Source organism: Chitinophagales bacterium, from assembly GCA_041392475.1.
Classification (GTDB): domain Bacteria; phylum Bacteroidota; class Bacteroidia; order Chitinophagales; family UBA2359; genus JAUHXA01.
The window spans coordinates 534994-553934 of the sequence record JAWKLZ010000001.1 but is presented as its reverse complement, the minus strand read 5'-3'; the positions used below and the strand labels follow the sequence as shown (position 1 = coordinate 553934).

General features: G+C 37.0%; 14 protein-coding genes. 7 read left to right on the top strand and 7 right to left on the bottom strand.

Annotated features, from left to right (window positions below; all coding sequences use genetic code 11):
* Positions 1 to 12 precede the first annotated feature (12 nt).
* Both R3E32_01990 and R3E32_01985 read right to left on the bottom strand, forming a co-directional pair.
* The gene (locus tag R3E32_01990) at positions 13 to 2004 is read right to left on the bottom strand and encodes a peptidylprolyl isomerase (protein MEZ4883479.1); all 1992 of its coding nucleotides are present in this window, start codon (positions 2002 to 2004) and stop codon (positions 13 to 15) included.
* Positions 2005 to 2209: 205 nt separating this feature from the next.
* Positions 2210 to 3343, bottom strand: a complete 1134-nt coding sequence (locus R3E32_01985) for a cytochrome c peroxidase (GenBank protein MEZ4883478.1) — start codon at positions 3341 to 3343, stop codon at positions 2210 to 2212.
* A 314-nt stretch (positions 3344 to 3657) separates the two neighbouring features.
* Between R3E32_01985 and R3E32_01980 the strand changes: the two genes are divergently transcribed.
* The 7 genes from R3E32_01980 to R3E32_01950 all read left to right on the top strand — a co-directional run bounded on the left by R3E32_01980 (position 3658) and on the right by R3E32_01950 (position 14158).
* A complete protein-coding gene (locus R3E32_01980; protein MEZ4883477.1) occupies positions 3658 to 5832 on the top strand; it encodes an ATP-binding protein in 2175 nt (724 codons plus the stop codon).
* Between the two features lie 98 nt (positions 5833 to 5930).
* Positions 5931 to 6650 (top strand): outer membrane beta-barrel protein, encoded by a 720-nt coding sequence (locus R3E32_01975; GenBank protein ID MEZ4883476.1) that lies wholly within the window; start codon positions 5931 to 5933, stop codon positions 6648 to 6650.
* Between the two features lie 103 nt (positions 6651 to 6753).
* Positions 6754 to 7761 (top strand): AAA family ATPase, encoded by a 1008-nt coding sequence (locus tag R3E32_01970; GenBank protein MEZ4883475.1) that lies wholly within the window; start codon positions 6754 to 6756, stop codon positions 7759 to 7761.
* 175 nt (positions 7762 to 7936) lie between these two features.
* Positions 7937 to 8386, top strand: a complete 450-nt coding sequence (locus tag R3E32_01965; GenBank protein MEZ4883474.1) for a MarR family transcriptional regulator — start codon at positions 7937 to 7939, stop codon at positions 8384 to 8386.
* Positions 8387 to 8412: 26 nt separating this feature from the next.
* On the top strand, positions 8413 to 9525 hold the full coding sequence (locus tag R3E32_01960; GenBank protein MEZ4883473.1) for an HlyD family efflux transporter periplasmic adaptor subunit: 1113 nt from the start codon (positions 8413 to 8415) through the stop codon (positions 9523 to 9525).
* A gap of 96 nt (positions 9526 to 9621) precedes the next feature.
* Positions 9622 to 12780, top strand: coding sequence for an efflux RND transporter permease subunit (locus R3E32_01955; GenBank protein MEZ4883472.1), 3159 nt, complete (start codon positions 9622 to 9624; stop codon positions 12778 to 12780).
* 61 nt (positions 12781 to 12841) lie between these two features.
* A complete protein-coding gene (locus R3E32_01950) occupies positions 12842 to 14158 on the top strand; it encodes a TolC family protein (GenBank protein ID MEZ4883471.1) in 1317 nt (438 codons plus the stop codon).
* A gap of 4 nt (positions 14159 to 14162) precedes the next feature.
* Here R3E32_01950 and R3E32_01945 read toward each other — a convergent pair whose 3' ends face one another.
* The 5 genes from R3E32_01945 to ilvA all read right to left on the bottom strand — a co-directional run bounded on the left by R3E32_01945 (position 14163) and on the right by ilvA (position 18905).
* The gene (locus R3E32_01945; GenBank protein ID MEZ4883470.1) at positions 14163 to 15305 is read right to left on the bottom strand and encodes an anti-sigma factor; all 1143 of its coding nucleotides are present in this window, start codon (positions 15303 to 15305) and stop codon (positions 14163 to 14165) included.
* Positions 15306 to 15854: a sigma-70 family RNA polymerase sigma factor gene (locus tag R3E32_01940; protein ID MEZ4883469.1), complete on the bottom strand. Its 549-nt coding sequence runs from the start codon at positions 15852 to 15854 to the stop codon at positions 15306 to 15308.
* Between the two features lie 78 nt (positions 15855 to 15932).
* Positions 15933 to 16721, bottom strand: a complete 789-nt coding sequence (locus R3E32_01935; protein MEZ4883468.1) for a permease-like cell division protein FtsX — start codon at positions 16719 to 16721, stop codon at positions 15933 to 15935.
* Between the two features lie 116 nt (positions 16722 to 16837).
* The gene (locus R3E32_01930) at positions 16838 to 17599 is read right to left on the bottom strand and encodes a hypothetical protein (protein MEZ4883467.1); all 762 of its coding nucleotides are present in this window, start codon (positions 17597 to 17599) and stop codon (positions 16838 to 16840) included.
* 22 nt (positions 17600 to 17621) lie between these two features.
* Complete coding sequence (gene ilvA, locus R3E32_01925) at positions 17622 to 18905, bottom strand: threonine ammonia-lyase (GenBank protein ID MEZ4883466.1); 1284 nt, start codon at positions 18903 to 18905, stop codon at positions 17622 to 17624.
* Between the last annotated feature and the right edge of the window lie 36 nt (positions 18906 to 18941).

Here is an 18941-nt window from a genome sequence, read left to right as displayed (position 1 = left end):
AACGACAAAAAGCTACTTATAGATGCTTTTCAACACCTCTTCATTTACTTTTATAGGATATTTTTGGCGCAGTTCTTCCACCCATTCTTTTTCAAGTTCGGATTGGTAATCTGCAATTATGTATCCCCTTGCTTCTCGTAATTCTTTGGTCATTGCAGGAAGCATCTCATTGATTTTGACGTAAGTAAGGCTACCATCTTGGTTGTTAATTGGAATAGATATCCCTACCTGTTGAGGCATATTATCAACCAATTCATTTTGCCCAGTTTCATATTTACCTTTCTTTACTGTCACAACTTTTTCTGCTCCTTCTTTATTAAAGTTAGCCTCCAAAGCATCGTAGTTAGTCGGTGATTTTTTCAATAACTTATAGACTTTTTTGGCAAGTGAAGGGTCTTGAATGGTGATAACAGCCGCATCTACTCGTGGGGGCCATTGGTAATTTTGTTTATTCGCTTCATAGAATTTATTTAGCCCTGTTGTATCCTCCAATGCCTTGTTCCATACTTTTTGTTCGGTCAATTCAAACAACAAAGTACCATCTCTAAATTCTTTCAACAACTGCTTAAATTCGGGATATTTTTCACTCAATCGGCTTTCCTCCACTTCCATCAAACTCTGCTCAACGAACATGTCGTACAGTAAATTTATAGTTGATTCTTGAGTTTTACTTCGAGCTTTCAATTGGTTATTTTGGATAAATCGTGCAAAATGTTGCTGGGTATATTGGGTTTTCCCCATATTTGGAACTTCAAGAGAGAACATCACATCCGACAAATTTTCTGCCTGACTCATCTGCCATCTCCCTCTCACCACATCTTCCTGTTTTGGATCTTTGAAAGGATCTAATTTGTTTGGATTCTCTTTGAATTTGTAATCGTTTTTCAATCTTTTCAAAAAGACTTCTTTCGATACTTTGGAACGGCTATCTCGTTTGATTTTCTTTTTGATTTCCGCTTCTTCCTCTTCAAAACTACCCACTTCTTCTTTCTCCAATAATTTTACGATGTGCCAACCCAAGCGTGTTTGAATAGGTTTGGAGACATCTCCTACTTGCTTTAAGCCAAATGCTGCCTCCTCAAACTCTGGCAACATACGTCCGCTTCCAAACCATGGAAGTTCGCCTCCTTTATTAGAAGTCTGTTTATCATCAGATTGTAATTTAGCTCTTTCTGCAAAATCACCTCCGTTTTTGATTTGGTCATACAATTGGTTTATTTTTTCCTTTGCAGCAGTCTTTGCCTCTTCCGTATCCGAATCTTTCGATTTTACCAAAATATGTGCAGTCAAAACCCTACCTTTTGCAGCTCTTATATCGTGAACCTTTACTATATGGTAGCCAAATTTGGTGCGAATAATATTCGAAATTTGCCCTTTTGGAGTTTCATAGGCAGCCGATTCAAATGGATAAACTGTTTGAAAGGCAGTAATATATCCAAGCATCCCATCATTATCTTTCACAGAAGGATCTTGTGAATACATCTTTGCCATCTTTTCAAAACTCTCTCCTCCCAGTATTTGTTTGCGAATACCTGCCAATTTGTTGTAAGCCACAGTAGTATCTTGCGGAGAAGCATCTTCTCCGATTCTTATCAAAATATGACTGGTCTTCACTTCTTTGGTCATTCGAGAGTAAGCTTCTCTTATTAAATTAGCACTTACCTCCTTGTCATACAAGTAGCTCTGTGCTAATTGCTTGTAGTATTGTTCCAGTTGAGGTGCAATGTGTGGAAGTGTATCAATTCCCAAATTTTCTGCCTCTTTTACTTTCAATTTGAAGTTGGTATATAGTCTCAAATATTCATCTACTGATTCAGGACTGTATTGATTCTTATCCTGTGAGTTATGTTTCTCATATACATAAATAAATTCAGACAAAGTGACCGATTCATCGCCAAATGAAAATAAAATCGGATCGTCTCCTTGTTGATTGGCATACACGTTGACAAAGGAGAATTGTGTCGCAACCGTGAGGCACCAAAACACTATGCACTTAATATTCATTTTATCGTAATATTTGTTTGTAAAAATTTGGCTGCAAAAATAACGAATTTGAAGTAGTTTTTATGGTATAACTAATAAATGACGTTTTTCGAGGTAAATTTTGCAGTAAAAAACGAGATGAAAAGCGTTTAATTTGCTGTATCAAAGAAGAAAATACAAGATTTTTTTTCTGTTCCTTAGTAAACAATAAACCTCTCATTTACTTCTATTTGAACGGATTTGAAAAGGCTGGGTTATTGATAAATGTGGTGTCGGTTAAAGATTCCAAAAAGACGACCAATTGCCTTTTTTGTTTTTCGGTCAAACCCAATCCTTGATATACTCCATTTTTGAAGCGAACCGCAAAATTAGGATCAAGGTTAGGCGAATATTTCATACCTGAATTGTAATGTTCTACCACTTCTTCCAATGTTTGAAAACGTCCATCGTGCATATAAGGTGCTGTAAGATCAATATTTCTCAGTGTTGGCACACGAAACATACCATTGTCTATCACATTGTTGGTAATAGAACCCAGTCCTTTATCTTCTAATGACAAATATTCTTCTGAAGAATTTAGTCCATCATTGGCAAACAAATTATCTGCGAATAAATTGTTGACATCATTCCCGTGACAATGAAAACAATCTCCTTTTTCACTGAAAAAAATTGCTTTCCCTTCAATCGCATCCTCTGAAAGGTCATCATTTAGTCCAAGATAATACTGATCATAAGGAGAGTTTATGCTTATTAAGGTGCGTTCAAATTGGGCAAGTGCATTGGCAACATCTTCTTTCTGAATGATTTTGATACCAAAAGCTTTGTAAAAGGCAACTCGATAATCTGTCTGCTGCATCAATCTTTCTACCGCTTTACCCCATTCTAAGTGCATTTCGATAGGATTCGGAACAGGCTCAAGTGCTTGTTCTTCTAAACTTGCTGCTCGTCCCGCCCAAAAAAAGCGGTCTTTCCATGCCAAATTAATGATAGCCATTGAATTACGATTCCCTGCAATACCGTCAATACCAACACTGAAAGCACTTCCGTTGTCAGTGAAACCAAACTGCTGATTGTGGCAACTTGCACAGGATTGAGTGCTATCCCCCGATAGAATAGGATCATAAAATAACATTCGCCCCAACTCTACCCCTTGTTCGGTCAGGAGATTATTAGGATTTGAAGGAAATGGAGGTACCAGTTCATGTACTTCAATTACTCTCAAAGTAGGATTATAATCAATAGTATCCCAATTAATCACATCAATTTCAGGAGGTTCAGGAAGATCATCGTCTGTTCGACAAGCATCCAAAAATAGGATGATTGGCATTAAAATAATAAGTAGTATGATAATTTTTTTCATAGATGACAAAACCGTTTTCTTTCAAAAAACATTATTACAAACTATTAGAACCGTGAATAAGTTGCGTCTTTTCTCCATATTCTTTTGAAAGTACTATGACTTTTTTGTCATCTATCCTTTTTAGGCATACAAATTGTTGAAATAAACAGTATGCCTAATAGATTTAGAAGTGTTATTTTTACTTTTTTATTCGATTCAAATAAACTTTGTATCAATATAAGTCCTTATATTGACGTTTACTTCTTGGCATTTAGCTCACTTCACCCATAACTTAAATATTTATATATTTTGCCAACAGCACATTTCAATGAAAAATGACACCATCTAAACACACTCTTTTTCAAAAAATAACAACGGCTTTGAAGCAGTGTGATTTATCAAAAGCACTCGAACTTGGGGAACTCGCTTTAGAAAATGCCAAAGCTGTAGAAAACCATGAAGAACTTGCTCAAGCCTATATTTTGATGGTCAAAATTTCGCAAAGGAAAGGACTTTATAGCGGTAATCATGTGCAAATTGAAAAAGCATTGGAGTATGCAAACAAAGCATACGAACTAATTCCCTATTTAGATTCACCCTTTGCCCAAGCAGATATTTACAATTCTATGGCCCATGCATATCTTAATAATCAAGATATTAGCAAAGCCTATGATTTTGTAGAAAAAAGCTTAAAACTGTGTGAAGAAAATGATTATACAAAAGGGAAATACAATGCCTATATGATTTTTGTGGGTTTGTATGGCTTACAAAACAATTTTAGCACTGCATTAGATTATGCCTTTGAATGTTATCATTACTCCAATGAAAATGATGATAAAGTGCTGTTGATGCGTTCATTGCACTCTATTTCTTCTCTATATATTGCTACCCTTCAATACCACGATATTTTTGAATATGCCAAACAATTGCTCGTATTGGCTCAGTCGCTACAAGACAAGGAAACTGAAATGGTGGCACTAATCAATCTTTCGGTAGCTTACGGAAGTACGGGCGACTACAAGAATTGTATGACACACCTAATGGATGCCTTGAAGAAAAGTGAAGCCATTCAATATAGAAGCAACATTGCCAAGTGTCATGGAAATATAGGAACGCTTTATACACTTCTCTCTAATAACGAAGAGGCACTTAAACACTACGAAATTGTATACAACAATTACATTGATGCCATTGACAAAAGAGATGAAACTGCATTGTTAATTAATTTGGGTGATCTCTATTTTGGTCGTGGGGAATTAGAACTTGCAGATACCTATTATACTCTTTGTTTGGAATTGTCAACCCGCATCAACTTCAATGAAAGGATTGCGACTTCTCTTGTCAATAAAAGTCAACTCTACAACTCAAAGGGCAATCATGATGAAGCATACGCTTTAGCACTTCAAGCGCAACAATACTTCGATAAAATGAGTCATGAAACGGCTGATTATCATGCTCACTTAATCAACTTGGCCGAAATATTCTTGGCAAAACAAGATTTTGAAAAATGCATCAAATACGGTGAAGAAGGTCAAAAACTGTGTTTGAGCCGAAAAGATAAACACCACCTTTCACAAGTTTTTGATGTGTTGTCCAATGCCTATGCAGAATTGAAAAGTTTTGAAACTGCATTGGCATTCAGAAACAAATATGTAGAACTGAAGCAAGAATTGCTGGACGAACAAAAGTATTATCAAATCATTGATATGCAAATAGCGTATGAGACTGAGAAAAAAGAAATAGAAATAGAAATTCTCACCAAAGAAAACCAATACCAAGCATTGCTGCTCGAAAAACGGAAAAAAATTGAAGTTCAAAACGAGTTGTTGAAACAAGCCAATCAAGAATTGCAGCAATTTACCTACGCAGCTTCTCACGATTTGAAAGAGCCGCTTAGAATGATTGGTAGTTATACCACATTGCTGGAACACAGGCTCAAATCGCACCTTGACGATTCTACCAAAGAATTTATGGGCTTTATTTCATCGGGTGTTAATAGGATGAATAAACTACTTGAAGACCTATTGAAGTATGCTACACTGTTGAATAACAATCAACAAGAGGATTTAGTTGACCTCAATAGCGTGGTTCAAGATGTTTTGGATAATTTTCAGTTGAAAATACAAGATACCAATGCACATATTGAAGTAGTCCAACTACCTATCATCAAGGGTTATTACTCTCAATTATTGCAGCTTTTTCAAAACCTGATTAGTAATGCCATCAAGTTTAAAAAAGACAACGTTTCACCTCACATTATCATTTCAGTACAAGAAGATGTTCGACAATATATCATTAAAGTAGCAGATAATGGTATTGGTATTCCGGAGGAGTTTCAGAAAAAAGTATTTGACATTTTTTACCGCCTACATCGCCAACAAGACTACGAAGGAACGGGGATTGGACTTGCGCTTTGTCAAAAAATAGCCATCAAACATGGCGGCATCATCTGGATGGAATCCGAAGAAAACAAAGGCACTCACTTTTATATCTCCTTCCCTAAAACCTGAATTTCTGCAAAGGCAGCTATTTTTGGTGAACATACGTTGGAGGAAGTAGTTTAAGTGTTATATCTTTGCCCTTACCTTTTTAATTAAAAATTTTGATAATGAAAAAAATCTTCTGGTTCGTTGTGTGTGTGTGGATGAGTATGCCTTTGATGGCCCAACAAGAAGAAGACCCTACTCCAAATCCCAAAGCGATAACAAGAGATAGGATTACGATTGAATTTGTACACAGTAATTGGATATGGGACACGCAACCCACCACTGTTGAAACAAAATGGCATAGCCGTGGCATTAACTTTTTATATACCTACGATATTCCCATCGCCAACTCTAAAAATATCAGTGTAGCACCAGGTTTGGGCATCACCAATTCCAATGTATTCAGTAATGTAAGGCTGGGTTATGATACCCTTGACAATGTGGTAAGCACTACAATGACCGCCTTTGCTGAAAACCTTACTGTCAATAAAAACAAAATTAGCACTACCCATCTGGTCATTCCATTGGAACTTAGACTAAGAACCAACCCCAATAAAAGCAATAAAACTTGGAAGTTGGGCTTAGGAGTTCGTGTAGGTTATCTACTGGAAGCCAAGCACAAATACAAAGGTTCAGACATCATTGACAATACATCTCGTGAAATATTTATCAAACAAAAAGACCTTTATAACTTCAATAGACTGAAATATGCAGGAACTGTAAGAATCGGATATGGTAGCTTCAATTTGATTGGAGAATATTCATTGGCTACCTTACTTCAAAAAAACAAGGGGCCGAAAATCTATCCTATTTCGGTTGGTATTACTTTCAATAGCCTTTAACTTAATGGTTGATTGATAACAAAATCCCGATTTTTCATTGGGATGTAATCAACAATTCCACAGTTCCCACAATTTTACAATCAATTATTTCAAATTTACTACCATGAGCGATTCCATTTCTCCAATGATAGACATTGTCGAACTAAACGAGCGCATAGAGCGTGAAAGCGCATTTGTAGATATACTCAACGCAGAACTGGGCAAAGTCATTGTCGGACAGAAATACATGCTGGAAAGACTTCTGTTAGGATTACTTTCTAAAGGACACATTCTACTAGAAGGTGTTCCTGGGCTGGCAAAAACACTGGCCATCAAAACACTTTCACAAGCCGTACAAGCCGATTTTAGCCGAATTCAATTTACCCCCGACCTCTTGCCTGCCGATTTGATTGGTACACTGATTTATAATCAAAAGGCACACGAGTTTACGGTCAAAAAGGGACCAGTTTTCTCCAATTTTATCTTGGCGGATGAAATCAACCGTGCGCCTGGAAAAGTACAAAGTGCTTTGCTTCAAGCGATGCAAGAGCGTCAAATAACCATCGGTGATACTACCTTTGACTTGGAAGAGCCTTTTTTGGTGATGGCCACTCAAAATCCATTGGAGCAAGAAGGTACATATCCTCTACCCGAAGCACAACTCGACCGATTTATGTTGAAGGTCATTATCAGCTACCCAGAATTTGAAGATGAACGCCACATCATGCGGATGAACATCAACCAAACTTTTGGGAAAGTAAATCCTATTTTAAGGAAAGAATCTTTGCTGAGAGCCAGAGAGGTAGTGCGTCAGGTATATATGGACGAAAAAATAGAACGCTATATTTTGGACATCGTTTTTGCGAGTCGAAACCCCGAAAAATATGGTTTGGGACATCTCACCCCTTTGATTAGCTACGGTGGTTCGCCTCGTGCAAGCATCAATTTGGCTTTGGCGTGTAAAGCGTATGCGTTTATCAAACGACGAGGTTATGTGATTCCAGAAGACGTTCGGGCAATTTGTCACGATGTCATGCGTCACCGCATCGGCATTACCTACGAAGCGGAAGCCGAAAACATCACTTCCGAAAACATCATTGACGATATATTGAACAAGGTAGAAGTCCCATAAAATACTTCAATACAAACCGTTTTATATTAAACGCCGTAGATAGACAAATAAATATAGTCTCTTCTACGGCGTTTTAGTTTGTAAGTTCATGAAGTGTTAATTTTTCCAAAAATTTAGTTGCACCAACAACTTTTTACCTACTTTTGCATTGTAACGATTATTCTAATCAAAATCAATGTCACAACTTCCAAATTTAGAAACAACCTTACTTCCTTGGATCGGTAAAACTGCCAAAATGTTGCGGGTATTTATGGCAGATCACTTCAAAAAACACAACTTCGATTTGACAACCGAACAGTGGATTTTGTTGAGCAGACTGCATGAAAAAGATGGGCAGGCTCAAAACGATTTAGCACTGATTACCGAACGCAATAAGGCCTCATTAACAAGGCTTATCAATACGATGGAAAAGAAAAACTACGTGGCACGAATACCAGATGTGGATGACAAAAGAGTGAATAAGATATTCTTGACTACCAAGGGAAATAAAATATTTGAAGCTACTTTTGAAACCATGAAAGGGGCTGTAGAAGAATTAGAAATGGGTATTACCGTGACGGAGGTACTTACGGTCATTGAAGTGATGAAAAAATTACAAAAAAATATTAAAATACAATACAAATAGTTGCAGCACAAACTACTTTTTAACCTATGAATTTACGCACAATTATTACATCCATTCTTGCCATTTTACTAGTCGTAGGGGCAGTTTTTATGAACAAAAAACTAAGCAACACGCAAAACCCTCCAAAGCCCAAACCTCAAAAAAAGGTCGCTATGGTCGTCACCGATACGGTAAAAAATGGCAGTACCCCTATCACCATTACTACCAGTGGTAATTTGGCAGCCAAAGAAAGAATCGAATTATTTGCCGAAGTACAAGGTATTTTTGAAGACACAGGTCGAGATTTTCTTCCTGGCGAATACTACAAAAAAGGAGATTTACTCATAAAAATCAATGCCGACGAGCATCGTGCCAATATGCGGGCTCAAAAAAGCACTCTTTATAACCAAATTGTTGGTCTTTTACCTGATTTGCGAATGGACTACCCCGAATCTTTTCCAAACTGGGAAGCCTATGTTCGTGACTTCAATATTGACAGATTTGTTCCTCAATTACCTACGCCCTTCAATGAAAAAGAAAAACTCTTCATTGCAGGTCGAAACATACTGCCTACTTTTTACAGCATCAAAAATATGGAAGAACGCCTGTCGAAATACACCATTCATGCCCCTTTTTCGGGCATTCTCACTCAAAGTTTGGTTCGTCACGGCGCATTGGTCAGGGCTGGGCAAAATTTAGGAGAACTAATCAATCCCAATTTGTATGAATTGGAGGTAGCTATCAATACGAGTTATGCAGATTTATTGAAAATCGGAAAGACCGTTGATTTGCACAATGTAGAAAAAACCAAAACTTGGAAGGGAAAGGTAGCTAGAATCAATAGTTTGGTAGAAGAAGCTTCTCAAACAATTCCTGTTTTCATTCAAGTAAGTGGCAGTGGGCTTAAAGAGGGAATGTATTTGGAAGCAGAAGTGACTGCAAAAGAGGAGGTGAATACGTATGAACTCTCTCGAAAATTATTGTTTGATGAAAATAAAGTATTTGTAGTTAAGGATAGTTTCTTGGTTATTCATGAAGTAAATCCTGTCTTTTTCAAACAAAATACAGTAGTTGTTCGTGGATTGGAGAATGGAACACAGGTTTTAGCCAAATCTTTGCCAGGCGCATACGATGGCATGAAGGTCAAAATTTTTGAATAAGAAAACGGCTAAACATTTTCTCTTGGTATAGGATACAATTTTTAGACATTCCAAGCAATCTATTCTTTCAACATCCAGTATTTTTAATATCCAACTATGAAACAAATAATCGCCTATTTTATTAAATATCCAGTGGCAGTGAATGTGCTGCTGATAGCCATTGCGCTTTTTGGGCTAAGAGGAGTTACCCAAATGAAATCTTCGTTTTTTCCACAAGTACCTTCAACACTTATCACCATTTCAGTTGCCTATCCAGGGGCTTCTCCAGAAGAAATTGAGGAAGGGGTTGTTTTGAAGATTGAGGACAACTTGCGTGGTTTGGTGGGAATTGATAGGGTGACATCCAAATCATCTGAGAACAGTGCTACCATTACTGTCGAAACCTTTGAGGATGCGGACATTGACATTGTGTTGGCAGATGTAAAAAATGCAGTAGATAGAGTACCCAATTTTCCAACAGGCATGGAGCCTATTGTAGTAGCTAAGCGGGAATCTATGGACGAAGCTATTAGTTTTACAGTTAGTGGAGAAAATGTTCCACTCAAAACATTGAAGCAAATAACTCGAACCATTGAAGCAGATCTCAGAGCTACGGAAGGTATTTCGCAGGTAGAAGTAACAGGTTTTCCGCAAGAGGAAATTGAAATTGCGGTGAGAGAGAATGATTTGCGTGCATACGATTTAACTTTTGAAGAAGTGGCGAGAGCAGTATCAAATGCCAATATTTTGACAACAGGTGGAAATATCAAAACCGACACTGAGGAATATTTGATTCGAGCCAATCACCGCTCTTATTATGGTGATGAACTGGACTATATTGTGGTTCGTTCTGACCCTTCAGGTAGAAAAATCCTTTTGAAGGACATCGCTTCAACTCGTGATAAATGGTCAGAAAGCCCCGATCGTTTGTACCACAATGGAAATACAGCTATTCAAGTACGCATTTCTACCACAAACAATGAAGATCTTGTTTTTGCAGCAGCCAAAGTGAATGAATACATAGAAAAATTCAATCAAGAGAATAATAATATTCAGCTAAATGTGAATCGTGATGCTTCTATAACCATTGCTCAACGAACACAACTATTGATGGAGAATGGAGGCATTGGTATTTTATTGGTGTTGATTTTGTTGTCTTTGTTTTTGAAACCTACGCTTGCTTTTTGGGTGGCCGCAGGTTTACCTGTCTCTTTTTTGGGAATGTTCATTTTTGCTCCAAGTCTGATTACCATCAATGTGGTTTCGCTTTTCGGAATGATTATCGTGATTGGGATATTGGTAGATGATGGAATTGTGATTGGAGAGAATATTTTCTACCACTATGAACTGGGGAAAACCCCCATTCAAGCGGCGATTGACGGAACGATGGAAGTGATTGTTCCCATTATTTCGGCAGTACTCACTACCATCATCGCTTTTTCTACCTTCTTTTATGTGCAAGGAAGAATTGGACATTTTTTCAGTCAAGTAGCCACTGTAGTGTTATTGACCTTGGGTATTTCACTCATTGAAGCCTTGATTATTTTGCCTGCCCACATTGCCCATTCTCGTGCATTGCAGAGAGAAACAAAACCTTTTTTATTGAACGTCTATGCTGATAGATTCATGCTTTGGCTTCGGAATAATATTTATACGCCCGTACTTGTGTTTTTTCTTAAAAATCAATTATTGGGTTTTGCCATCCCAATTGCACTATTTATCATTACTTTAGGTGCAATGAATGGAGGGATTATCAAATTTACTTTTTTCCCGTCTGTGGCGAGTGATCAGGCAACTATCACGCTGCAAATGCCGCAAGGTACGAGTGAGCACATCACAGATTCTTTGATTTCTATTATTGAAGTGGCGGCATGGAAGGTCAACGAAGATTTTACGGCTCGTCAAACAGGTAACTTATCGGTTATCGAAAACACCATCCGACGCATTGGCCCTGGCACTTCAAATGCCACTCTTTCCGTCAATTTGTTACCTGGTGAATCGCGCGATTTTTCGTCGGACGAAATTTCTAGTGCAATAGAAAGGGAAGCGGGCCCAATTTATGGTGTTGAAAATTTGGAATACAATTCGGGTAGCAACTTTCGGGGCAAACCAGTGTCGGTTTCTTTGGTCAGCAATGACATCAAGGAATTGAAACAAGCAAAAGAAGTTTTGAAAACTAAGATGACTGAGATGCCTCAACTAAAAGATATTTCGGACAATGACCCTATGGGAATCAAAGAAATTCGATTGACGCTGAAAGACAATGCTTATTTGTTGGGTTTGTCGCTCAACGAGGTGATGACGCAAGTAAGAAGTGGCTTTTTCGGACGTTCTGTCCAAAGATTTCAGAGAGGTCGAGATGAGATTCGGGTATGGGTTCGCTATGACAAACAAGAACGAAATTCTATCAAAAATCTGGATAATATGTGGATTGTCACACCTTCACAAAACCGTGTGCCACTTTCGGAAATTGCAGATTATCAAATCGAACGAGGTGAAGTATCTATCAATCACCTCAATGGTAAACGTGAAATTCTAGTAGAAGCCAATTTGAAGAACTTCAAAGACAGTGCTACTGAGATGTTGGATTCTGTAAAAGTAAATATTATGCCCTCTATCTTGTCTCAACATCCCAATATAACGGCATTGTATGAAGGACAAAACCGTGATGCGATGAAAACGACCAATTCTATGAGATCGGTACTACCAGGTATTTTGTTTCTTATTTATGCCATTATTGCTTTTTCATTCCGTTCTTATAGTCAACCTTTGCTGCTGTTTACGATGATTCCTTTTAGTTTGATTGGTGTTGCATGGGGACACTATATTCATGGTTTTCCGATTAATATGCTTTCAATGTTAGGTATCATTGCTTTGATTGGGATTGTGGTCAATGATGGTTTGGTTCTGATTGGCAAATTCAATGGCTTTTTGAAGGAGGGTATGCCTTTTGGTGAAGCACTCTATGAAGCAGGCAGATCTCGATTTAGAGCTATTTTACTAACTTCTATTACCACAATAGCAGGATTAGCTCCGCTTATCTTTGAAACAAGTCGTCAAGCACAATTTTTGATTCCAATGGCCATTTCTATTGCCTATGGTATTTTTGTGGCTACTTTCCTAACTCTATTCATGTTGCCTTTGTTGCTTTCTGTCAATAATACCTTGAAAGTTGGTGGAACTTGGGTTACAACAGGTAACCGACCTACAAGAGAGGATGTTGAAGCAGCCGTTATTGAACAAAAATCAGAAGAACATGAGTTGGAAATGAGATAATACTCAGTTATCACACAATTTTCCATCAAACCATCACATTTAACAATTCAGTAATTTAACAATGAAACAATTTATCTATAAAACCCTCATTTTATTACTATTCCCCTTTGCTTTTCTGCAATCTCAAACTATTCTGACCCAGACTCAAGCTGTTCAAACTACACTTCAAAACAACTATGGAATCAAGGTAGCAAAAAACAATATTGAAATTGCAGAAAATAATACGAGCAAAGAAAACAATCGTTTCCTTCCAACTCTGAACGCCAATGCCGGTTCTAATGCTAACTTGGGAGGTTCGACTCAAAAATTCGGAACTGGAGCTGAAAACAATGTGAAAAATGCATTTACTTGGAGTGCAAATGGTTCGGTGACTGCAAACTATACGCTTTATGACCAAACACGCACCTACAATTTGGAGCAATTGCGAGAAGTTCTGAACCTTTCTGAACTGCAATTGCGACAAACCATTGAACTCAATTTACTGCAATTGCTAAGTGGCTACTACGAAATTGCTCGTTTGACCGAAAGTCTTAATTTACTAGCTCAAACACTTGAAGTATCCAAAAGTCGTTTGCAGAGAACCCAATATCAATACGAATATGGTCAAGGGATTCGCCTCAACGTGCTGAATGCAGAGGTCGATATACAGAGGGATAGCATCAATTATCTAAATACACAACAACAACTAGCCAATGCCAAACGGAGTTTGCAAGTGATAATGTCGAGTACAGAAATTGGCGATTTTGAAGTAGATACAACCGTTGTATATCAAGAGAACTTGTCTTTAGTTCAATTGATTGCAGATGCTCAAAAAAACAATGTGGATGTCCTGTTGGCGAATAAAAACATCTATATCTCCAACTACGACTTGCAAATTATTGATGCCCAAAGAAAACCGATAGTAGGCGCAAGTGCTGCTTACAATTACAGCTTTCAAGACAATGCACCTGAAGCGTTTATCACTTCTTCAACTAGTAGAGGCTTGACAGCAGGTGTGAGTGTTTCGTGGAATATTTTTGATGGCGGGGCTAGAAAAATCAGAGAACAAAATACGCTCATCAATATCAGCAACCAACAAATTCAAAAGGAACAACTGCTTCAACAACTGCAAATTAACATCACAAATGCTTGGGAAAGTTATCAAAATGCTTTGTACATATTGCAGGTAGAGCAATCAAATTTGGTAACAAATCAAGTGAATTTTGATTATACACAGGAACGCTTCAAAACAGGACAGGTTTCTTCGGTTGAGTTTAGACAGGCACAGTTGAATTTACTAAATGCTGCAACAAGTTTTAGCCGTGCTAAATACAATGCAAAGGTTATTGAATTGGAGATGATTCAGTTAGCAGGAGGTTTGTTGGAAGTGAAATTTTAGTTTTTCAAATATTTCTATTCTCCTCTTTAGTTTTTAGATATATTTGAGTGGGAGAAGGCAACAAACTTCCTCCAACAGGCTCTAAGGTAATGAAGAAAGATATAGCTTGTTTTTGAAGTTTTTGAAGTTTGAAAAAATTATCTTTGTTTTTTTCCATTTTAGGTAGCAAACCTAAATTATAAGGACTAGCAACATTGGAAATTTCAGCCCATACTTGCCATTGTTTGTTATTGGGTGGAACAGGTAATTTACTCGCTTCAATATAAGTATCGCCTTCATGATTGTTCCAATAAATGATTGCCTCCATATTAGGCATATCCTTTTTTGTTGACACTAAAAGAACTTCTATTGAAGAAACAGAATTAGCCATGAAGCTATTGCGATCATCACTGTATCCTGCCTCCAGTCCATCTATAGCTTTTGTATTGCCTATATCCAATACTGCTATTTGTTCACTGGTTTTACGAAATTCATTCATCATAAAGAAACTAGCCCCTGCACTAATCATTAATATTAAAGCCGCAGCGGCAAGGTATTGCCAATTTCTCTTGGCAAGATTATGGGTATGATATTTTTCGGAAATATCACTTTTCCTATTATTATGTTGTTTTTGTCGAATATGATTAGAAGAAACAGACATTTGATGAGAACCTTCTACTAAATCATCTTGAATTTTATCTATATTATTCAGCATATTAAATAAGCTGAACTCGTCTAAGGTAGGTGCTTCTGAAATAGATAACTGAATATATGCCTTCTCAACTTTCTCAACTTCAACCTGTAGATATTTGTCTTTAGCAATAAGATGTGTAATTTCTATAGATTCCTCTTCTGACAGTGCTCCTGCTACATACAGTTCCAATATACCAGAAGATGCGATATCTCGGTTATTGGTAATTGACAAACTTTGGGTTTGATTGTCTATGCTCTCAATTTGATGAAGTATATCATCGAGTGTATTGTCATTTAGGTAAGGTGCATATTCCAAACCTATTTTACAGTATATACGCTCAATTTGTTCTACTTCTTTAGCGAGTAGAGGATTAGTAGCGATTTGTTGGGTGATTTCAGCAGATTCTGATTCATTAAGTACCCCAGCAATGTAAAGTTCTAATAACCCTGATGATAAATATTCTTGTGTTTTCACCTAAATGACTACAATTTTCCTAAGTAATAAAATAGCTGTTCGCAATCTGGTTTTTACAGTTCCCATAGGTAGGCTTAATTCTTGAGCCGCCTCTTGCTGGGTATATCCTTGAAAATAAATCAAGTCAATAAGGTTTTTATATTTAGGTTCTAAATTATTAATTAAATCTTTGATACCTATTAAGTCGGTATTATTGGAGTACTTTAATCCAAGAAAGTTATTTTCAATTGTTAATTGTTGATCTTGGTATTGAGTTAATTTTTTGTACTCTTTGGAGCGGGTTTTATCAATGGCAGAATTTCGAGCAATATTCAACATCCAAGTGAACAAGCGTCCTTTTGAATCATCGTATTGAGAAAACCTTTGCCATATTTTGCAGAAAGTTTCCTGTAAAACATCATTTGCAAGTTCCTTATGATCAAGTATCTTGAAAATTACTCCATAGAGTGTTTTTGCATATTGTTGATACAATACACTAACTGCTCGTTTGTCTTTTTGACGAAGGAGTTTTAGTATTTGTTCTTGGGTGAACTGTTGTCTGTTTTGCATATTAGGGTTATAGTGAACTAAAAATAAGCTTTTTTTTCTGAAAAAAAAAATAAATATGCCTGAATTGTTTAGAAAAATTTAATAGAGGTCATCAAATTTCATTTGAAGATACTTGTACACAGCTGTGCGTGTACTCCACCAAGAAAGCATAACACCTATAATTATTATTCCAATGCAAATAAAAACAAAGTAAATAGGATTGGCAAGCAATCTTAACTCTGCAATACTTCTCTGAGTTAGAACCAAAGTTAGCAACAATAAAAAAGAAGCTATCAATCCACTCAAAACGCCATTGTAAAGGCTTTTTATAAGAAATGGATGGGCGATAAACATTCTGGTTGCTCCAACCAATTGCATACTTTTCACAAGAAATCGATTGGAGTACATATTTAGTTTGATGGTATTATCTATAAGCATAAAGGCGATGAACATAAATACGATACTTAAAAGCCCAAAAATAATGCTTATCTTTTGTATATTGGTATTTACCAAATCCACCAATGCTTCTTGATAAAAAACTTCCCGAACAATAGGCTGTTCCATTAGGTCTGCCTTTATGATGTGAAGGCTATCTGTATTGGCAAAGGATGATTGTAGGTACAGATAATATGCCGAAAATAGCGGATTATAACCCAACACCTCCACAAAATCTTCTTCGTAGTTCTCTACAAAATCTTGAGCTGCATCTGCTTTGGATACATACTTAGATTTTTTAATGAAAGGTTTTTTTTGTAAGTATTCGTCGAATAATAACAATTCTCGCTCTTTGGCTTGGTCGGTGAGTATGACTGTTACTTCAATGTTTTCTTTGAAGTGCGTAGAAAGTGCTTGAGCATAGGTTAAAAAAACACCCAATAATCCCAACATGAACAATACAAGTGATACGCTAACTATAGCGTATAAATAGGAGGGTTTTGAAGCGTTATTTGCCTTTTTTTGCACTTTACGGATTAAATTAATTGAAAAAAGTTAGAAAAGCTACATTAGTTGATAGGATTCCATACATCGTCACTTACATCTGATTCTGTAAATTGTTTGATCATATCAAAAATCAACTTGCTTTCAGTTTGTTTTCTATCACTCGCCATGCGAATGAGTTGTTCATTGACATTTTCAGACAAAGATACCAAGTTAATTTTCCAATCTGCGGTCTTGTCTTCACGTGTAAACTCGATGAATGTATTGGTATTTGCTTTATTGACCCCCATAGAAGCTCTTGCTCCATTTTCACCTTCTTTTCTGATTTCGCCGAGATTGGTCATTTGCACAGTCGTTTTGTTTGTCCATTCATGATCAACCGTATAGATTAACAAATCTCTACCTGTCATTTTTTTTACTTCTCCATGAGGAATTCTTTTACGAACAGACAATACCATGAATTGATCTACAGGAGTCAGTTTTTCTACTTCACTTTTCGAACTGTTCAAAGCCCAATCTAGCACTTTGCCGTAATAGTCTATAGAGTATTTGTCGATATTTTCAATTGCATCTTTACCACTACTGGCTAAAATAGCCTTTTTATAGTTTTCATAACGTTCTTGAATATCCGTTACTTCCTTTGAAGTAGGAACAATTTTTTTGAATTTTTCGAGCTCTTCCTTCGTATTACCCGACAAATCCGTGTCCTCATCTGTTTTTTCAGTTTTATTCTCTACGGTTTCTTCTTTCTGTTCATTTCCCTCTGATTGGCAAGCACTCATAAAAGCAACTATACAAACCATCAATAAAATCGAAAACTTTTTCATGTTGAAATATGATTATTTTATTTTAAATCAAATAATTAAACAAACTGGGATTTTCATTCACCAACGTATATTCTATATTGTTCTCATTCATTCTTTGAAGGAACATTTCGTAATTCTCTTTTTTCTCCAACTCAATACCTACCAAAGCAGGCCCTTTCACTCGGTTATTTTTTTTTGCATATTCAAAATGAGCAATGCTGTCATTAGGTCCCAAGACTTTATCCAAAAACTCACGCAAAGCACCTGCTCGCTGTGGAAAGTTAATAATAAAATAATGTTTTATTCCTTCATAAATAAGTGACCGCTCTCTGATTTCAGGCATTCGTTGGATATCATTGTTTCCCCCACTAACCAAACACACCACATTTTTACCTTTGATTTCCTCTTTGTAAAAATCCATTGCTGCAATGCCTAACGCACCTGCGGGTTCAACAACAATAGCATCGTCGTTGTACATATCCAAAATAAACGTACATATTTTCCCTTCTGGAACCAATTGAATAGCATCCAATACTTTTTTGCAGATACCAAAATTCAATTCTCCTACTCGCTTAACAGCTGCTCCATCTACGAACGTATCTATATTTTGAAGCGTCACAACCTTGTCTTGTCGAAAAGCTTCCCACATTGCAGGAGCACCTTCGGGTTCTACTCCAATAATTTTTGTATTCGGACTAAGTGACTTCATATAAGTTCCCACACCGGAGGAAATACCTCCTCCTCCAATCGGCAAAAACAGATAGTCTATATGCCCATTGAATTGTTCCAAAATTTCGTAGCCCACTGTCCCGTTCCCTTCAATGACCAGAGGATGATTGAAAGGCGGAATCACCACCTTATTATGTTCTTTAGCATACGTCAATGCTTCAGCCGAGGCATCATCAAAAGTATCTCCAACCAATACAACCTCAATCATCTCCTTACCCAGTTGTACTACTCGTTTGATTTTTTGAGAAGGTGTAGGTGTAGGCATATACACCTTGCCGTGAATACCTAATAAACGACAAGAATAGGCAAAACCTTGTGCATGATTGCCTGCACTTGCACAGACTACTCCATTCTCTGCCTGCTCTTCGGTCAAGTTAGACATCAAGTTATAGGCACCACGAATTTTATAGGAGCGAACGACTTGTAAGTCTTCTCGCTTCAAAAAAACGTTTGCGCTGTATTTGTCTGATAAATTTTCGTTTCGCTGTAGCGGTGTTTCTACTGCAATCCCATTGAGACGATGGCTGGCCTTGATGATATTTAATACATCAACAGCTCTTTCTTCATGAATATTTACTTTCGGCACGATGCTAGACATCTGAGGTAAGTTGGTTAAATAGAAAATAATGCAAAA